Annotated in this window: 12 protein-coding genes; 10 read left to right on the plus strand and 2 right to left on the minus strand. The window is 63.8% G+C overall.

Going from position 1 to position 16,152, the window contains the following annotated elements; translation table 11 throughout:
* On the plus strand, positions 1-2,698 hold a 2,698-nt coding region (locus SIN08_RS11310), incomplete at its 5' end, for a hypothetical protein (protein ID WP_322451640.1).
* A gap of 160 nt (positions 2,699-2,858) precedes the next feature.
* On the opposite strand, the gene SIN08_RS11315 is transcribed toward SIN08_RS11310, so the two are convergent.
* Entirely contained in the window at positions 2,859-3,854 is a 996-nt protein-coding gene (locus SIN08_RS11315) for a hypothetical protein (RefSeq protein WP_322451683.1), read from the minus strand.
* Here SIN08_RS11315 and SIN08_RS11320 point away from each other — a divergent pair.
* The 7 genes from SIN08_RS11320 to SIN08_RS11350 all read left to right on the plus strand — a co-directional run bounded on the left by SIN08_RS11320 (position 3,844) and on the right by SIN08_RS11350 (position 12,415).
* A complete protein-coding gene (locus tag SIN08_RS11320; RefSeq protein ID WP_322451684.1) occupies positions 3,844-4,146 on the plus strand; it encodes a hypothetical protein in 303 nt (100 codons plus the stop codon). The genes SIN08_RS11315 and SIN08_RS11320 overlap by 11 nt on opposite strands.
* A gap of 321 nt (positions 4,147-4,467) precedes the next feature.
* The gene (locus SIN08_RS11325) at positions 4,468-5,199 is read left to right on the plus strand and encodes a Crp/Fnr family transcriptional regulator (protein ID WP_322451685.1); all 732 of its coding nucleotides are present in this window, start codon (positions 4,468-4,470) and stop codon (positions 5,197-5,199) included.
* Positions 5,200-5,501: 302 nt separating this feature from the next.
* A complete protein-coding gene (locus SIN08_RS11330; protein WP_416208053.1) occupies positions 5,502-6,263 on the plus strand; it encodes a LuxR C-terminal-related transcriptional regulator in 762 nt (253 codons plus the stop codon).
* Between the two features lie 464 nt (positions 6,264-6,727).
* On the plus strand, positions 6,728-8,677 hold the full coding sequence (locus SIN08_RS11335) for a PrkA family serine protein kinase (RefSeq protein ID WP_322451686.1): 1,950 nt from the start codon (positions 6,728-6,730) through the stop codon (positions 8,675-8,677).
* Between the two features lie 23 nt (positions 8,678-8,700).
* Entirely contained in the window at positions 8,701-10,008 is a 1,308-nt protein-coding gene (locus SIN08_RS11340; protein ID WP_322451687.1) for a YeaH/YhbH family protein, read from the plus strand.
* 12 nt (positions 10,009-10,020) lie between these two features.
* Entirely contained in the window at positions 10,021-11,571 is a 1,551-nt protein-coding gene (locus SIN08_RS11345) for a SpoVR family protein (protein WP_322452144.1), read from the plus strand.
* A gap of 97 nt (positions 11,572-11,668) precedes the next feature.
* The gene (locus SIN08_RS11350; protein ID WP_322451688.1) at positions 11,669-12,415 is read left to right on the plus strand and encodes an SDR family NAD(P)-dependent oxidoreductase; all 747 of its coding nucleotides are present in this window, start codon (positions 11,669-11,671) and stop codon (positions 12,413-12,415) included.
* A gap of 86 nt (positions 12,416-12,501) precedes the next feature.
* Here SIN08_RS11350 and SIN08_RS11355 read toward each other — a convergent pair whose 3' ends face one another.
* The gene (locus tag SIN08_RS11355) at positions 12,502-13,572 is read right to left on the minus strand and encodes a GlxA family transcriptional regulator (RefSeq protein ID WP_322451689.1); all 1,071 of its coding nucleotides are present in this window, start codon (positions 13,570-13,572) and stop codon (positions 12,502-12,504) included.
* Between the two features lie 68 nt (positions 13,573-13,640).
* Here SIN08_RS11355 and SIN08_RS11360 point away from each other — a divergent pair, with 68 nt between their 5' ends.
* A complete protein-coding gene (locus SIN08_RS11360; protein ID WP_322451690.1) occupies positions 13,641-14,723 on the plus strand; it encodes a class I SAM-dependent methyltransferase in 1,083 nt (360 codons plus the stop codon).
* Between the two features lie 111 nt (positions 14,724-14,834).
* Positions 14,835-16,151: an amidohydrolase gene (locus SIN08_RS11365; protein ID WP_322451691.1), complete on the plus strand. Its 1,317-nt coding sequence runs from the start codon at positions 14,835-14,837 to the stop codon at positions 16,149-16,151.
* The last annotated feature ends 1 nt before the right edge of the window (position 16,152 follow it).

The following is a 16,152-nucleotide window of genomic DNA, read 5'->3' on the forward strand; positions in this document are numbered from 1 at the left end:
CTACACGCTGACGCAGGCTGACATTGATTCGGGCCGGCTGGAGAACCAGGCGACGGCGCATGCGCAGGCTTCCAGCGGTACGCTCACCGATCTTTCGGACGATCCGAACGAGGCGGCGGATGTGGATTCGGAAGGGGACGGGGAGCCGGACGATCCGACGGTGGTGGTCTTTGCGCAGGATATCGCCGCCGACTTCCTCAAGGAAGCCACGCTCAACGGCGACGGCGACGGCTTTGCCGATGTCGGCGAGACGATCGACTACGCCTTCACGATCGAGAACACGGGCAATGTGACGCTGTCGAACCTGACCGTCAGCGACGACAGGGCCACCGTCCAGGGCGGGCCGCTGGCCAGCCTGGCGCCGGGGGCGACCGACAGCACCACCTTCAGCGCCAGCTACACGGTCACCCAGGCCGACATCGACGCCGGGGAGGTGGTCAACCAGGCCACCGCCACCGCCGTCTCGCCGCGCGGCACGCGGGTCGCGGCGCTGTCGGACGACCCGGCCGACCCGACCGACCAGGATCAGGACGGCGACCATTACCCCGACGACCCGACGCGGCTGGTGCTCGACCAGCAGCCGGAGCTGGACCTCGTCAAGACCGTGGAACTCGCGGACACCAACGACAACGGCTACGCCGATGTCGGCGAGACCCTCACCTATGCCTTCACCGTCACCAACACCGGCAATGTGACGCTCACCGGCATCACCATCGACGACGACAAGGCGGACGTTTCGGGCGGGCCGCTGGCGAGCCTGGAAGCGCAGGAGCGCGACGAAACCACCTTCACCGCCACCTACACGATCACGCCCGCCGATATCGACCGCGGGCATTTCGAGAACACCGCCACGGTGCACGGCACCGCCCCCGACGGCACGACGGTGATGGCCGACTCGCACGGCGAGGGCGGCACCGGCCCGACGGTGATCGCGTTCCAGCAGAAGCCTGCCGTGCGGCTGGAGATGACGGGCGCCTTCGACGACGCCGACGACGACGGCCTTGCCGAGGCGGGCGAGACGGTCGCCTACACGGTCACCGTCTACAACGAAGGCAATGTGACGCTCACCAATGTCGATGTCGCCGGCGTGGCCGCGCCCGATCCGGGCGTGCCGGCCAGCATCCTGACGCTCGCCGTCGACGGCAGCCCCCTCGCCAGCCTGCCCGCCGACGAAACGGCGACCCTTTCCGCCACCCACACGCTCACCCAGGCCGACATCGACGCCGGCCTGGCGCTGGCGCAGGTGCGCGCCGGCGGCGGCGCCCCCGACGGCAGCACGGTCGAGGACCTGTCGGACGATCCGGGCGAGGCCGCCGATGTCGACCTGAACGGCGACGACATTCCCGACGACCCGGTGGCGGTGGACCTGCCGCGCAAGGGGGCGCTGTCGACGGTCAAGGGCGGCGTGTTCGAGGACGTCGACGGCAACGGTGCGGCCGATCCCGGCGACCGGCTCCTCTACACCGTCACCGTCACCAACACGGGCAACGTGACGCTCCACGACGTTGCGCCCCACGACGAGGGCCCGCGCTTCGACGGCAAGCCCGGCACCGGCACCCTGTCGGCCTTCACGCCGGGGCCGGTCACCCTGGCGCCGAAGGACACGCAGGACTTCACCGCCGCCTACACGCTCACCCAGGCCGACATCGACCACGCCGTCGGCGTCAGGAACGGCGTCACCAACACGGCCACGGCCACCGGCACCACGCCGGACGGCGAGAAGATCACCTCGCCGCCTTCGGAGCCGGCGCCCGGCACCTCCGGCGGGCTGTCGCTGCCCGGCGCCGCCATCACCAAGGTGGCGGCGCTGACCGAGATACGCCGCGGCGAGCGCGTGCCCTACACCATCACCGTCGCCTCGACCACGGACGATCCCGTGACCGGCAGGGTGATCGACATCATGCCGGCCGGCTTCTCCTATGTGGAGGGTACGGCGCGCCTCGACGGCCGCGCCGTCGAGCCCGCGGTCGAGGGCCGGACGCTCTCCTTTACCGGCCTGACGATCACCGACCAGGAGACGGTCATCACCCTGTCGCTGATGCCGTCGGGCGCTGCCCAGCCGGGCAAGTACGTCAACCGGGCGCGCGTCGTCGGTGCCGACGGCCGGCTCCTCTCGAAGGAGGCGCGGGCCGAGGTCGAGATCGTCCCCGAGCCGGTGTTCGACTGCGGCGACCTCATCGGCAAGGTGTTCGACGATCTGAACCGCAACGGCTACCAGGACGCCGGCGAGCCGGGCCTGCCGGGGGTCAGGGTGACGACGGTCAAGGGCCTGCGCATCACCACCGACAAGCACGGCCGCTTCCACGTCGCCTGCGCCGACCTGCCCGATCAGCGCATCGGCTCCACCTTCATCATGAAGCTCGACCCGCGCACGCTGCCCACCGGCTACCGGCTAACGACGGAGAACCCGCGCACGGTGCGGCTGACCGCCGGCAAGGCCTCGCGCCTCAACTTCGGCGCCGCCATCGGCCGCGTCGTCCGGCTCGACCTTTCCGACGCCGCCTTCCTGCCCGGCACGGTGGAACTCAAGCCCGAATGGCACGGCCAGCTCCTCACCCTCATCGACCTCCTGGAAGCCGAGCCCTCGGTGCTGCGCCTCGCCTACATCGACGCCGCCGCCGACAGCCGCCTCGCCAGGGACCGCACCCGAACCGTCCGCCGCGCCCTCACCGAACTCTGGAAAACAACCCCCGCATGATACCGCCTCGAAATCGAAACCAGAATCGAGACCGAAAAATGAGCGGATTGACCGGGCCCGACCTTCTCCAGGGGGCGGATGAGAGAGAGGGCCGGTGCGCAGTGCCAGCCCTTTCGCATCCGGTCGCACAGGAGCGCTTGCGCTGCCGGCCACGGGGCATTCAGCTTTCGATCCATTCATTGGGATTGAGGACCTGCGCCAGCCCACCCGGATGCAGCGGTTTGCCGGCCAGGACGAGTTCCGCCGCTTTCAGCGCGCTGGCGGCAAGCTGGACCGTCGGCTCGGGACCCAGCACTTCCAGGGGCAGTCCCAGCCTGCCCCGGCCGGGCGTTCGTGGCGGCCACACCTCGAGGCCAAAATAGCGGGCCGCCTTGCGGTCGATGTCGCCCCAGTATTGGAGGATGACGGCGTCGGGCGCGACCTTGGCCAGGTGGCCGAGATCTCGGATATCCAGCTGCATGTCCGTGGTCGGCCGCTGGGCGAGCACGACGGCATTCCAGGCGTGTTCGAACACCATGTCGGGACGGGGGAACACGACAATCCGGGCGCCCGCGGCGCGCAGTCCCCGTTCGAGGTTGCCAGCCAGCGGATTGCCGCAGATCAGTGCCACCCTGGCGTCGCGGACCGCCACGCGCGCGGCGCTGAAGAGCTTCATACACAAAGCTGGATGATAGTCTGTGCCGCCCACGTCCGGGTGGGATTCGTTGACCGCGGATACGGGGATCCGATGTTCCCTGCTCGCCTTCACGTCGATGTCGCCAGCCAGCAACGTCCAGGGCTCGCCTGCCACGGCGATGACGGCGCGGTCGGGGAGGCGTTCTATGAGGGATCTTGTGATGGGGCGTACCGGATCACAGTTAATCAGAATGTTGGCGCTGCTGCAGGTCTGGTGATCGATGCGCTCGCAGATCCGCAATTCGTTGTGCACGCCGGCGAGCGCGGCGAGCGACTCCGTAACGTCCGCGGATTCGCCGGCGGAATGGTACCGGTTCGACGGACGGGTGACGGCGGTCACGCTGGCTGCGCCGGCCAGAAGCGCCAGCGTTGCCGTCGCCGCCTGATAGCCCGTCGTGGCCGGCGCAACCACATGCAGATCCGACAGATCGAGCGTAAGTCTTTCGGCGCAGCGTTGGATCAGGGCCAGCATGCGCGGCATCTCGGTCTGCCCGATCATCGTTCGAGAACTGCTGGCGTGCCACATCTTCTTCTATGCCGACGGCCGCCGCTCGCTTTTCGAACCGCGTGCCGTGCGGCGGCTCATGAAGGAAACGGCCGATTTTCCTGCTTCGGAATCTCACATGACGCGCCGGCCCCTTTCAGCGCCGGCGGCGCGGATCATAAAGCCGTATCCGTTTGAACCAGCTAAGATTTTTGTGCAAACCCAGAGACGAATGGTGTTAGCGCGCTACCAACTCGGGCTAGGCAGACGATCGCTCTACTCCGTTTGAGAGGCTGCAGAGCTACTTGCGCGGTGCGATCGGCGTGACGACACCTCGAGCGTGCGGCAGCATTCCTGCGCCTATCAGGCGGGAAAGCCGGATTCCTCTTTGTGGATCGGCCGTCGTTTAGACGGATCACGACAATGTGATCCATGTTCTAAGCATGTTTTTCCCTGAAAAGTTCGTTCGTTAGGCCAAAAACCCTTCGAAATGGTCCCTGCTACCACCTTAGGAGAAATCCCTAGAGGAAAATATGCATGTTATGAATGACTAAATCCGGGCTTGGCGTCGGCTAGGTCGCCGGCCCGCGGGAAGGGGCATGCTTCAGGCATGGTGGGGTTTTTCGGAGACATTCTGAAGTCCCTTGATGCGATTGCCTCGGCCGATAGGGGGCCGTCCCGCCCCGAGCGTTCGAAAGACGACCTCGGCGGCAGGATCAAGCGGCGAACCTACGCAACCGGTGCGACGATCGCCGATTGGGACGACAGCAGGCAGGCTATCCTCCTGATCGTTTCCGGCTGGGTGGCCTCCGGAAAGGCACTGACCAGCGGGGCGCGGACGGTGCTCGACCTATCCCTCCCCGGCGATATCGTGACCATCGGCACCACCGAGTGGGCGCGCGAGATCATCACGGCACTGTCTCCCGTGACGATCATTGAATTGCCGGGCCCTAGCTACAAAACATTGCTGCGCTATCCTGAGCCTGTTTCAGAGGCGGTTCTCAAGGGAATGGCCCGGCGCTATGCGCGGCTGGCCGAGCATCTCGTCAATATCGGCCGGCGCGGCGCGGTGGAGCGCACTGCGCATCTGTTCGTCGAACTCGCACACCGCGTCAATGTCCGGGAGAAGGACGGGGTGCGGCGCTTTTCGTGTCCCCTGACGCAGGCCGACCTCGCTGACGCACTCGGCCTGACAGCCGTTCACGTCAACCGCGTTCTGAAGGAATTGCGTGAAGCCGGATACGTGTCATTTCGCGGCGGGGTCGTCGAAATCACTGATTTCGAGGGACTGGTCCAACTTGCTCAGTTTGATGCGTCATACCTCGCATTGAGAGCCCGCTAGAGTTAACAATTTTAAATTGTAATGTGTATGAAGAAACAATCTTTAGTTGCCTAATCTCTTATCAATTGGTAAAAAAATGACTAGAGATTAATCCAAGTTAGTGCGCGTAGTACACAACTGTGCAGATACTATCATCCAAGTTGCCCAAGTCGGAACCATACCGATGCTTTGGGGTGGGGTAAGTTTATCTACCAAGAAATGAGTGGCAACACTGCTGGAAGTTCAGGAAAAGTATCCGAGAGGCCATGTGCCTACAAATGTGGAGTTCGGGACTCCGCATAAATTGTCAGGGGAGTTGTGTCGTGGAGTTGACAAACGCGATTACGCAGACGCCTGGTTTTGGACAGGCGCCGCAAATAACGGGGACGCTGCAGAAGATTAAGGGTTACGAAGCAGGACGTGGACTCGGCGGGGAGGCCCAACGGGATCTTGTGCTGCTGATCGATCCGCGTGCGCTCGACAGAGAGTGTCTTTCCCGCAGTCTCGCAACACAGAATCCGGCGATGGAATTCATCGCCGTGGGTTCGGCGGATGAATGGCGCGAGCGTCATGATTTGCGCGAACCCTCGGCGGTGCTCTTCATCGCCGGGAGCAGAAGGGTGACGGAGCCGACCGTCAGCGGTGAGATCCAGCGCCTGTCGGAAGAGTTCGTGGCCAGCCCCGTCATCGTGGTGGCCGATACGGACGATCTCGGTCAGATTCTGAAGGCGCTGGAATCTGGTGCACGGGGCTACATTCCTAGCAATGTCGGCGTCGGTGTGGCCGCCGAGGCCATTCTGCTGGCGCGCGCGGGCGGCGTCTTCGTGCCTGCCAGCGGGGTCCTGGCCATGCGCGACGTGATCAACGCGCGGAGCAACCGGGTCAGCGGCCTGGACAATCTTTTGACCGCGCGGGAAGCGGAGGTTGCCGAAGCACTGCGCCGCGGCAAAGCGAACAAGATCATCGCTTACGAACTGCAGCTTTGCGAAAGCACGGTCAAGGTCCACATCCGTAACATCATGAAAAAGCTAAACGCGACCAACCGCACGGAGGTCGCCTACAAGATCAGGGAGATGATGCCCTAGCCGGCCCTTGGGTTCTTGTCTGCCTTCGCACGGCCGACCGTATCGGGGACGGCCGTGCGAAGCGTACCGGTCGGCCGCCCTTGGCGCTTGACTCACTCCTCCTATGATCCCCATCTGAAAGACAGTCAGCAAGCTGGATGGGCGCACCGACCCGCAGGTGGTGAAGCCACCCGCCAGCGCACGGTGATGGGCCGATAGGGCCGCGCTTGTCCAACTGCGAAGTGATACCGCCAGGAACGTCGGAACGAGGAACCGGACGGTCTTGAAAATGCGGGGTGCAAATGTGCGCGGGGTACGGTGCGACGGCCTATCCACGTTGACAGGACTACGGTAACCTTTCCGAATGTGTTGAGTCGTGTGGGTTCCGCGAGGAACCTTTGCAGGTGAGAAACCGTTCAACCGACACAGGAGCCGACAGGCCGCGACGCAAACGCCCTCAACCCGCCCTGTCACGAGAGAGCACGATGCAAAGGAGAGAATCTGAAGTCTTCGATCTCTTTTCGGAGATTTACACGAGCACCACACGCGAGGAGATGAGCCTGCAGGAGTATCTTCTCGCCTGTCGCGACGACCCGTCCATGTATGCCACCGCCGCCGAGCGGATGGTGGACGCGATCGGAGAGCCGACCCTCGTCGATACGAGTGCGGACGAACGCCTTGGCCGCATTTTCGCCAACCGGACCATCAAGATTTATCCCGCCTTCGCCGATTTCTACGGCATGGAGGACACGATCGAGCGTATCGTGGGGTACTTCCGCTATGCGGCGCAGGGGCTGGAGGAGCGCAAGCAGATCCTCTACCTCCTGGGGCCCGTCGGCGGGGGCAAGTCTTCCCTTGCCGAGCGGCTGAAGAAGCTGATGGAGCAGCGGCCCATCTATACGCTGGCCATGAACGGGCAGATCAGTCCGGTCTTTGAGTCGCCGCTGGGCCTGTTTCATCCCGACCGTATGGCCGAGCTTCTGGAGGACAAGTACGGCATCGCCAGGCGGCGGCTGACCGGGTTGATCTCGCCATGGGCCACCAAGCGGCTCGATGAGGTCGACGGCGATATCTCCAAATTCAGCGTCGTCAAGCTGATACCGTCCCGGCTGCGCCAGATCGGCATCGCCAAAACGGAGCCCGGTGACGAGAACAACCAGGACGTCTCCTCCCTGGTGGGCAAGGTCGATATCCGCCAGCTCGAAAATTTCAGCCAGGCCGACCCGGACGCCTATTCCTATTCCGGCGGGCTCAACCGCACGACGCAAGGCCTGCTCGAATTCGTTGAGATGTTCAAGGCACCGATCAAGGTCCTGCATCCGCTTCTGACGGCCACCCAGGAAGGCAATTACAACGGAACGGAGAACTTCGGCGCCTTTCCCTATCAGGGCATCGTGGTGGCCCACTCCAACGAGTCGGAGTGGCTGCAGTTCAAGAACAACAAGAACAACGAGGCCTTCCTCGACCGCATCTTGGTGGTCAAGGTGCCTTACTGCCTGAGGGTGACGGAGGAGAAGCAGATCTACGAAAAGCTCCTGCGCGAAAGCGAACTCGTCAGCAATCCCTGCGCACCGGAGGTGCTGGAGATCCTGAGCCGCTTCACCGTGTCCACCCGGCTGCACGAGCATGAGAACTCGCCACTTTACACGAAGATGCGGGTTTATGACGGCGAAAACCTGAAGGATATCGATCCCAAGGCGAAGTCGGTGCAGGAATACCGGGATACCGCCGGCGTCGACGAGGGCATGACCGGTGTGAGCACGCGCTTTGCCTTCAAGGTGCTGTCGGAGACCTTCAACTACGACACGAAGGAAGTGGCCGCCGACCCGGTGCACCTCATGTACATCATTGAGCAGGCCATCAAGCGGGAGCAGTTCCCCAAGGAGCAGGAGACCGCCTATCTCGATTTCATCAAGTCGGAGCTCGCGCCGCGCTATGCGGAGTTCATCGGCCATGAAATCCAGAAGGCCTATCTCGAATCCTACAGCGAGTACGGTCAGAACCTTTTCGACCGCTATATCGCTTATGCGGATGCCTGGCTGGAAGACCAGGACTTCAAGGATCCGGACACGGGGCAGATCCTCAACCGGGAAATCCTCGACAGCGAGCTGTCGCAGATCGAAAAGCCGGCCGGCATCGCCAATCCGAAGGATTTCCGCAACGAGGTGGTGAAGTTCACGCTGAGGGCACGCGCCAGGAACCACGGGCGCAATCCCTCCTGGACGAGCTACGAGAAGCTGCGGGAGGTTATCGAGAAGCGGATGTTCGGCCAGGTCGAGGATCTCCTGCCGGTGATCAGCTTCGGCTCCAAGAAGGATTCGCAGACAGAGAAGCAGCATGCCGAGTTCGTCCAGCGCATGGTGGAGCGCGGTTACACCGAACGCCAGGTCCGGCGGCTGGTCGACTGGTACATGCGCGTGAACAAGGCGGGCTGAGATGGGCGCGCGCAGGATGACCGATGCCGAATTTCATCGACCGTCGCCTTAACCCGAAGGACAAGAGCCTCGGCAATCGGCGGCGCTTCCTGAAGCGGGCGCGCGAAGAACTGAAGCGCGTTATCAAGGAACAGGTCAAATCCGGCAAGATCGCGGACGTGGACACCAAGCATTCGGTGCCCATGCCCGACCGCGACACGAGCGAGCCGTCTTTTCAGAAGGCCCGGACGGGCGGCGAGCGCGAGCACGTGTTGCCCGGCAACAAGGAGTTCTCGCCCGGCGACCGGCTGCCGAAGCCCGGTGGCGGCGCCGGTGAGGGCGGTTCGAATGCCGGCATCGGCGAAGCCGAAGACGATTTCCGCTTCGTCCTGTCGCGTGAGGAGGTATTGGACCTTTTTTTCGAGGATCTCGAGCTTCCCGACATGGTGAAGCTCAATCTGAAGGAAGCGATCGCACACAAGCCGCGCCGGGCCGGCTACGCCACTTCCGGCACCCCCAACAACATCAATGTCGGGCGCACCATGCGCAACAGCTATGGCCGCCGCTTGGCTCTGCGCCGGCCGAGCCGGAGGCAAGTGGAGGCGCTTGCCGAGGAGGTCGCCAGACTGGAGGCGGACCCCGCTGGAAATCGGGAGCGTCTCGAGACGCTCCGGCAGGAGCTCGAAACTCTGGAGCGCCGCCGCAAGGTAATCCCTTTCGTCGATCCGCTCGACATCCGCTTCAACCGTTTCGAGCCGCAGCCGCTGCCCAATGCGAGCGCGGTGATGTTCTGCCTGATGGACGTTTCAAGTTCCATGGGCGAACGGGAGAAGGACCTCGCCAAGCGATTCTTCGTGCTCCTGCACCTTTTCCTGAAGCGCCGTTACGAGCGGATCGACATCGTCTTCATTCGCCATACGCACGAGGCGCGGGAGGTGGATGAAGAGACTTTCTTCTATTCCACCCAGAGCGGCGGCACGGTGGTCTCCACCGCGCTCGAGGAGATGCTGCACATCATCCGCGAGCGCTACCCGTCGCGCGAGTGGAACATCTACGCCGCGCAGGCATCGGATGGTGACAACATTGCCGGCGACTCGGAACGCTGCGCCTCGCTTCTGCACGAGGAGGTGATGCGACTGAGCCAGTACTACGCCTATGTCGAGATCATTGACGAGCGGGAGACGGAGATCTTCGGGGCGACCGACAACGGCACCTCGCTCTGGCGGGCCTACCGGACGGTGGCCGAGCAATGGCCGAATTTCCAGATAACGCGCATCGCCCGTCCGGCGGATATCTATCCGGTCTTCCGCAAACTTTTCGCCAAGCAGCCGATTGTCCAGATGCGCAGGTAGGCGTCGATGGGTGTGAAAAAAGGGGCGAAACGAGCGGGTCTGCTGTTCGAGGGTTCCGACTGGAACTTCGAAACGCTGTCGCGCGTCTACGACGCGATCGAGGAGATCGCGGTCGGAGACCTGGGGCTCGACATCTATCCGAACCAGCTCGAGATCATCTCGTCGGAGCAGATGCTCGACGCCTATTCCTCGATCGGCATGCCGCTGATGTATCAGCACTGGTCCTTCGGCAAGCGCTTCGTGTTCGAGGAGCACCTCTACCGCAAGGGACAGCGGGGGCTGGCCTACGAATTGGTCATCAACTCGAACCCCTGCATCACCTATCTCATGGAAGAAAACACCATGACGATGCAGGCCCTGGTGACGGCTCACGCCGCCTTCGGTCACAACCACTTCTTCAAGAACAACTATCTCTTCCAGCGCTGGACCGATGCGAGCGCCATTCTCAGCTATATGGATTTCGCCAAGAAATACATCGCGCGCTGCGAGGAGCGCTACGGCCTCGCCGCCGTGGAGAACATTCTGGATTCCGCCCATGCGCTGATGGACCAGGGTGTTTTCCGCTACCGGCGAGCGCCGCGGCTTTCCTCGGAGAAGGAGCGTGAGCGGGTGCGCGAGCGGCTGGAATACGAGGAGCAGACCTACAGCGACCTGTGGCGCACGCTGCCGAAGGCCAAGTCCGGAGGGCGCTCGGACGCGCGCGAGCAAGAGTACCTGGAACGCAAGCGTTCGCTCAACCTGCCGGAAGAAAACCTGCTTTACTTCCTGGAGAAGAACAGCCTCATCCTGGAGCCCTGGCAGCGCGAGATCCTGCGGATCGTGCGGGTGATCGCGCAATATTTCTATCCGCAGCGCCAGACGAAGGTGATGAACGAGGGGTGTGCCACCTTCGTTCACTACACCGTCATGAACCAGCTCTACGATGAGGGGCGGATCTCTGAAGGCACCATGCTGGAATTCCTGCAAAGCCACTCGAACGTGGTCTTCCAGCCCGATTTCGACGATCCGCGCTTCTCGGGCATCAACCCTTACGCCCTCGGCTTTGCGATGATGCGGGACATTCAGCGGGTCTCCACACAGCCGACGGCGGAGGATCGCGACTGGTTCCCCGACATCGCCGGCAAGGGAGAATGGCGCGAGACGCTGCTCGATGCCTGGGCCAATCACCGCGACGAGTCCTTCATCCTGCAATATCTGAGCCCGACGCTCATCCGCGATTTCAGGCTCTTCCTCCTGGCCGACAGGTCGAGCGATCCCTATTGCGAGGTCACCGCGATCCATAACGAGCGCGGCTACGAGAAGGTGCGCTCCGCGCTCGCCCGCAACTATGATGTCGGCGTCCTCCAGCCGGACGTGCAGGTCGTCGATGTCGATCTTCTGGGCGATCGTCATCTGAAGCTGCAGCATCAGGTCAGGAACGGAATTCGGCTGCAGGAGGAGGCCCGGGACACCACGTTGCGCCACATCCGCAATCTGTGGGGCTATGACGTGACCCTGGAGGGGATCGAAGCCGGGACGGGAAAGGTGGTCTACGAGTCCTCCACCAAGCAGCTGACCATGTGAACTCCGGCCGTGCGGCCGGCATCTTGCCCATGGACATTGCCGCCTGAAACCTGCTCAACTCGCCGCCTGAATCGGAACACAGGAGGATGGGCAGGAGATGAACAGGATCGATCTCGAGGGCCAGGTTGCCGTGGTGACGGGCGGCGCGCAGGGGCTCGGATTGGCCATTACCAAGCGGCTGGCCGATTCCGGCGCGAAGGTGAGCCTCTGGGACATGAACGCCGACCTCCTCGGCCAGGCGGTGGAAGCGCTAGGCTCCGCGGCATCGGGCAAGGTGGTCGACATCACCGACCTGCCCGCCCTGGAAGAGGCCCATGCCGCGGTGGAGCGCGAGGTCGGGCCGGTTTCGATCCTGGTGAATTCGGCCGGCGTGGCCGGCGGAAACGCGCCGCTCGACGAATACGACGCGGAGGAATGGCGCCGTGTCGTCGAGATCAATCTCAACGGCACCTTCTACGTGAACAAGGTGGTCGTGCCGTCGATGAAGGCGCGCAATTATGGTCGCATCGTCAACATCTCCTCCGTCGCCGGCAAGGAGGGCAATCCCAACCTGTCGGCCTATTCGGCCGCCAAGGCCGGCGTCATCGGCCTGACGAAATCGCTCGGCAAGGAGCTCGCCAAATACGACATCGCCGTCAACGCCATCAGCCCGGCCACCGCCAAGACGCGCATTCTCGACACGCTGACCGAGGAGTTCATCGAGTATATGCTGGTGCGCATTCCCCGCGGCCGGTTTCTGGAAGTGGAGGAAGCGGCTGCCATGGTCGCCTGGCTGGTTTCAAAGGAAAACAGCTTCACGACCGCATCCGTTTTCGACCTGTCGGGCGGGCGCACGACCTATTGAGGATGCGGTATTCGTAATGTTTCAAGGCGTTCCGATGGGGTGCCGACTTCTCCGTCTTGCCCATGCGCCCACGTGCGCCGCAAAGCCTACGCCGCTGCCCCCATCGCCATTCCGATGAAGCGGTAGCGCTGGCGGTAGCGGGCCGGGGTGATGCCGGTTGCCCGCTTGAAGAGGCGGCGGAAATAGGCGGGGTCCTCGTAGCCGACGGCGCCGGCGATGACGTCCGTCGGCTCGGCGGTCGTCTCCAGCATCTGCTTGGCTTCCTCGATACGCAGGGCCTGCACGTAGTCGATGGGCGCATAGCCCGTCGCCGCCTTGAAGCGGCGTTTGAAGGTGCGCTCGGACAATCCCGAAAGGGCCGCCATGCGGGCGACCGGGTTCGGCTCGCTATAATGGTCGGCGAGCCACGACTGACACCGGTTGATCACCGTGTCCTCGCGGCGTGGCACCCGCGTCATGGCGGCGAAAGGGAGCTGGCCCTCGCTGCGGTCCCCCAGCACGAAGATCTTGGCGATGCGAACAGCCTCGGCGGCGCCGCAGAAACGGGCGACGAAGTAAAGCGCCATGTCCGTCCATGAGCCGGCACCGCCGCCGGTGACGATGCGGTGCTCCGGACCGGCCGGACAAAGAATGCGCTCCGGATGCAGCTTCACATCCGGGTAGTATTCATCGAAGAAGTGCGTCACGGCCCAATGGGTTGTGGCCTCGACGCCGTCGAGCAGGCCGGATTCGGCCAGGAAGATCGTGCCCGTGCAGACGGAGCAGACGACGGCGCCGCCCTCGAATTGACGACGTATCCAAGCGGCTTCCTCCTCCCACCGGCCGCGCGGCGAACCGTCGGATGTTAGAGCAAGGTCGGTCACGATGACGAGATCCGCCTGGCCGGCGTCGCAAAGGCGTGCCTGCGGGGCAATGGGCGGGCCGAAGAGCGAGGGATAAGGCGCGGCGTCTCTTGCCACGATGGACGTTTCCAGCCGACGGACGCTGATCGCCTCGCCGGTCATTTCGTGCCATGCCACCCCCACCGAAGAGAAGATCTCGTGCAGCCCGTAGAGGGCGCCGGGCGTGGTCTCGGGCAGGGCAAGCAGGCTGATCCTGGCTGGTGCGCTGTCCACTCGCATGCGTGACAATGGCATGAAAGCCACTTTTCTGTCCATTCCGTACCTTCAGCCGATATCGCTTGAAAGGTAGCACCACGTCAGATCGTGAATAGGAGGAGGTTGCAATGAGTGTGGCTGCGGAAATCGAGAAAGCGGACATGGCGGCGGCGGAGGCCTTCGCTGAAAATGTCGGCGGCATCCTCAATTCGGGTGCGGTGGCGGTGATGATGTCGATCGGTCACCGGCTGGGACTGTTCGACCTGCTGGCGGAAATGCCGCCGTCCACTAGCGCCGCGATCGCGGGGCGCGCCCAGCTTTCCGAGCGTTATATCCGTGAGTGGCTGGCGGTGATGGTTATGGGCGGAATCGTCCGGTACGATCCCGCCGACAATTCCTATCGGTTCCCGCCCGAGCACGCGGCCTGCCTGACACGAGGAGCCCCGCTCGGCAATCTCGCGGTCTACGCGCAGCCCGTCGCGCTTATGGGACAGATTCAGGAGCGGCTGCTCGCCTGCTTCGAAACCGGGCAGGGGCTCGCCTATGGTGATTTCCCTTGCTTCCATGAATTCATGGAGGAAGACAGCGGCCAAACGGTCGTCGCGCAGCTTTTCGATTCCGTCCTGCCTTTGGTGGACGGTATCGTGGAGCGGCTGGAAGCCGGTATCGACGTGCTCGACGCCGGCTGCGGGCGCGGGCTGGCGCTGATCGAGATGGCGCGGCGCTTTCCGGCAAGCCGCTTCCTGGGCTACGACCTGTGCGCTGATGCGATCGAATTCGCCAACCGCAAGGTGCAGGAGGAGGGCCTCGCCAATATCCGGTTCGAGAAACGCGATCTCACCGGCTACCACGAGAAGGCGCGGTTCGACTTCATCACCAGCTTCGATGCGGTGCACGACCAGAAAGACCCGCAAGCGCTGATCCGCGGTCTCCACGGTGCGTTGCGGCCCGGCGGGGTCTATCTCATGCAGGACATCGGCGGCTCGGCGAAGCTCGAGAACAACGCCGATTTCCCGATGGCAGCGATGCTCTATGCGGTTTCCTGCGCCCACTGCACGCCCGTCTCTCTGGGGCAGGGCGGCTTGGGGCTCGGCACCATGTGGGGCTGGGAGACGGCCGAAGGCATGCTGAAGGAAGCGGGCTTCAGTTCCGTCGAGCGCAACGTGCTTCCGCACGACCCGATGAACGTCTGGTTCGTCTCCCGCGTGTGAGGCGCGTGGCGGGCTGCGCGGCAGGGACCGCCGCGCGCCCGCCGGCAATCGCGCAATTGACATTCCGGTCCGCTTTGTGGCGCTGTGAACGGATCATCCGGAGGAGGCGCCATGACGGATCTCGTCATCACCAACGCAACCGTGGTCACCTGCGACGATGTTGGCACCGTGATTGCCGACGGCGGCGTGGCCGTCGCCGGCGGCCGCATCACGCATCTCGGCTCGACGGCGGAGCTCGAGGCCCGGGCAGACAATGCAAGGCATGTGATCGACGGTGCGGGCCACATCCTCATGCCCGGTTTGATCAACACCCATTGCCATGGCGGCGACAGCCTGTTCCGCGGCCTCATCGAAGACCTGCCGCTGGAGCCCTGGCTGCAGACGGTATGGAAGGCGGAGGGCGCGATCCTCAACCCGGAGACCACCTATCTCGGTACGGTGCTCGGCTTTTCCGAACTCCTGCTTTCCGGCGTCACCACGGTGATGGACATGTTCTGGTACCCGGCCGAGACGGTGAAGGCAGCCCGCAGGGTGGGCATGCGGGTCTCGACCGGCGGCATCTTCTTCGATCCGCCGGGGGTGACCGGCCACGACCTGAAGGGCCGGGTCGCGGCGGCCGAGCGCTTCTTCGAGGAATTCGGCGATGCCGAGGACGTCCTGCCGGCGGTTCTGCCGCACGGGGCGTATACCGTCGGCCCGGAAAATCTGCAGGTCGCCAAGGAGATCGCCGAGCGCCACGGTGCCCTGTTTACCACCCATGCAGCCGAGACGAAGGCGGAGCAGGCGGACGTGACCAGCCGCTATGGCCGCTCGGTCATCCGTCACCTCGACCATCTGGGACTGCTCGACGCGCGCACGGTGCTTGCCCACTGCGTCCATCTGGACGACGAGGAGATCGAGATCCTCGCGCGCACCGGCGCCACCGTCTCACACAATCCGGTGTCGAACCTGAAGCTCGCCTCCGGTGTTGCGCGCGTGCCGGAGATGATTTCGGCGGGTGTACGGGTGGCGCTCGGCACGGATGGGGCAATCAGCGGCAACGATCTTGACATGTGGCTGGCGCTGCGGCTGGCCGCCACCCTGCACAAGGGCGTTTCCGGCAGGGCGGACGCGGTCTCGACCGGGCAGGCTCTTGCCATGATGACGTCGGCAGGGGCGGCGGCGCTTGCGGCCTCGGACCGGATCGGCAGCCTGGAGCCGGGCAAGTTCGCCGACATGATCCTGATCGACGTGAAACGCCCGCACGCCGTTCCGATGTTCGATCCCGTGACGCATCTCGTCTATTCCACGGCGAAGTCGGATGTGCGCCATGTCTTCCTCGGCGGCGAGCAGGTGGTGCGCGACGGCGCCCTGACGCGCCACGGGCTTCACGAGACGATCGAGGCGGTGGAGCGGCTCGCGCCGAAGATCGCTCAGAGCATTGCCTGAA

Source organism: Chelativorans sp. M5D2P16, assembly GCF_034427935.1.
Classification (GTDB): Bacteria; Pseudomonadota; Alphaproteobacteria; order Rhizobiales; family Rhizobiaceae; genus Chelativorans.

What these genes read in the sequence shown, in the direction of transcription:
- SIN08_RS11320 (WP_322451684.1), top strand. Translation starts at nt 3,844, where the DNA reads ATGCGCGGCATCTCGGTCTGCCCGATCATCGTTCGAGAACTGCTGGCG.
- SIN08_RS11315 (WP_322451683.1), bottom strand. Translation starts at nt 3,854, where the DNA reads ATGCCGCGCATGCTGGCCCTGATCCAACGCTGCGCCGAAAGACTTACG.
- SIN08_RS11325 (WP_322451685.1), top strand. Translation starts at nt 4,468, where the DNA reads ATGGTGGGGTTTTTCGGAGACATTCTGAAGTCCCTTGATGCGATTGCC.
- SIN08_RS11335 (WP_322451686.1), top strand. Translation starts at nt 6,728, where the DNA reads ATGCAAAGGAGAGAATCTGAAGTCTTCGATCTCTTTTCGGAGATTTAC.
- SIN08_RS11340 (WP_322451687.1), top strand. Translation starts at nt 8,701, where the DNA reads ATGCCGAATTTCATCGACCGTCGCCTTAACCCGAAGGACAAGAGCCTC.
- SIN08_RS11350 (WP_322451688.1), top strand. Translation starts at nt 11,669, where the DNA reads ATGAACAGGATCGATCTCGAGGGCCAGGTTGCCGTGGTGACGGGCGGC.
- SIN08_RS11355 (WP_322451689.1), bottom strand. Translation starts at nt 13,572, where the DNA reads ATGGACAGAAAAGTGGCTTTCATGCCATTGTCACGCATGCGAGTGGAC.
- SIN08_RS11360 (WP_322451690.1), top strand. Translation starts at nt 13,641, where the DNA reads ATGAGTGTGGCTGCGGAAATCGAGAAAGCGGACATGGCGGCGGCGGAG.
- SIN08_RS11365 (WP_322451691.1), top strand. Translation starts at nt 14,835, where the DNA reads ATGACGGATCTCGTCATCACCAACGCAACCGTGGTCACCTGCGACGAT.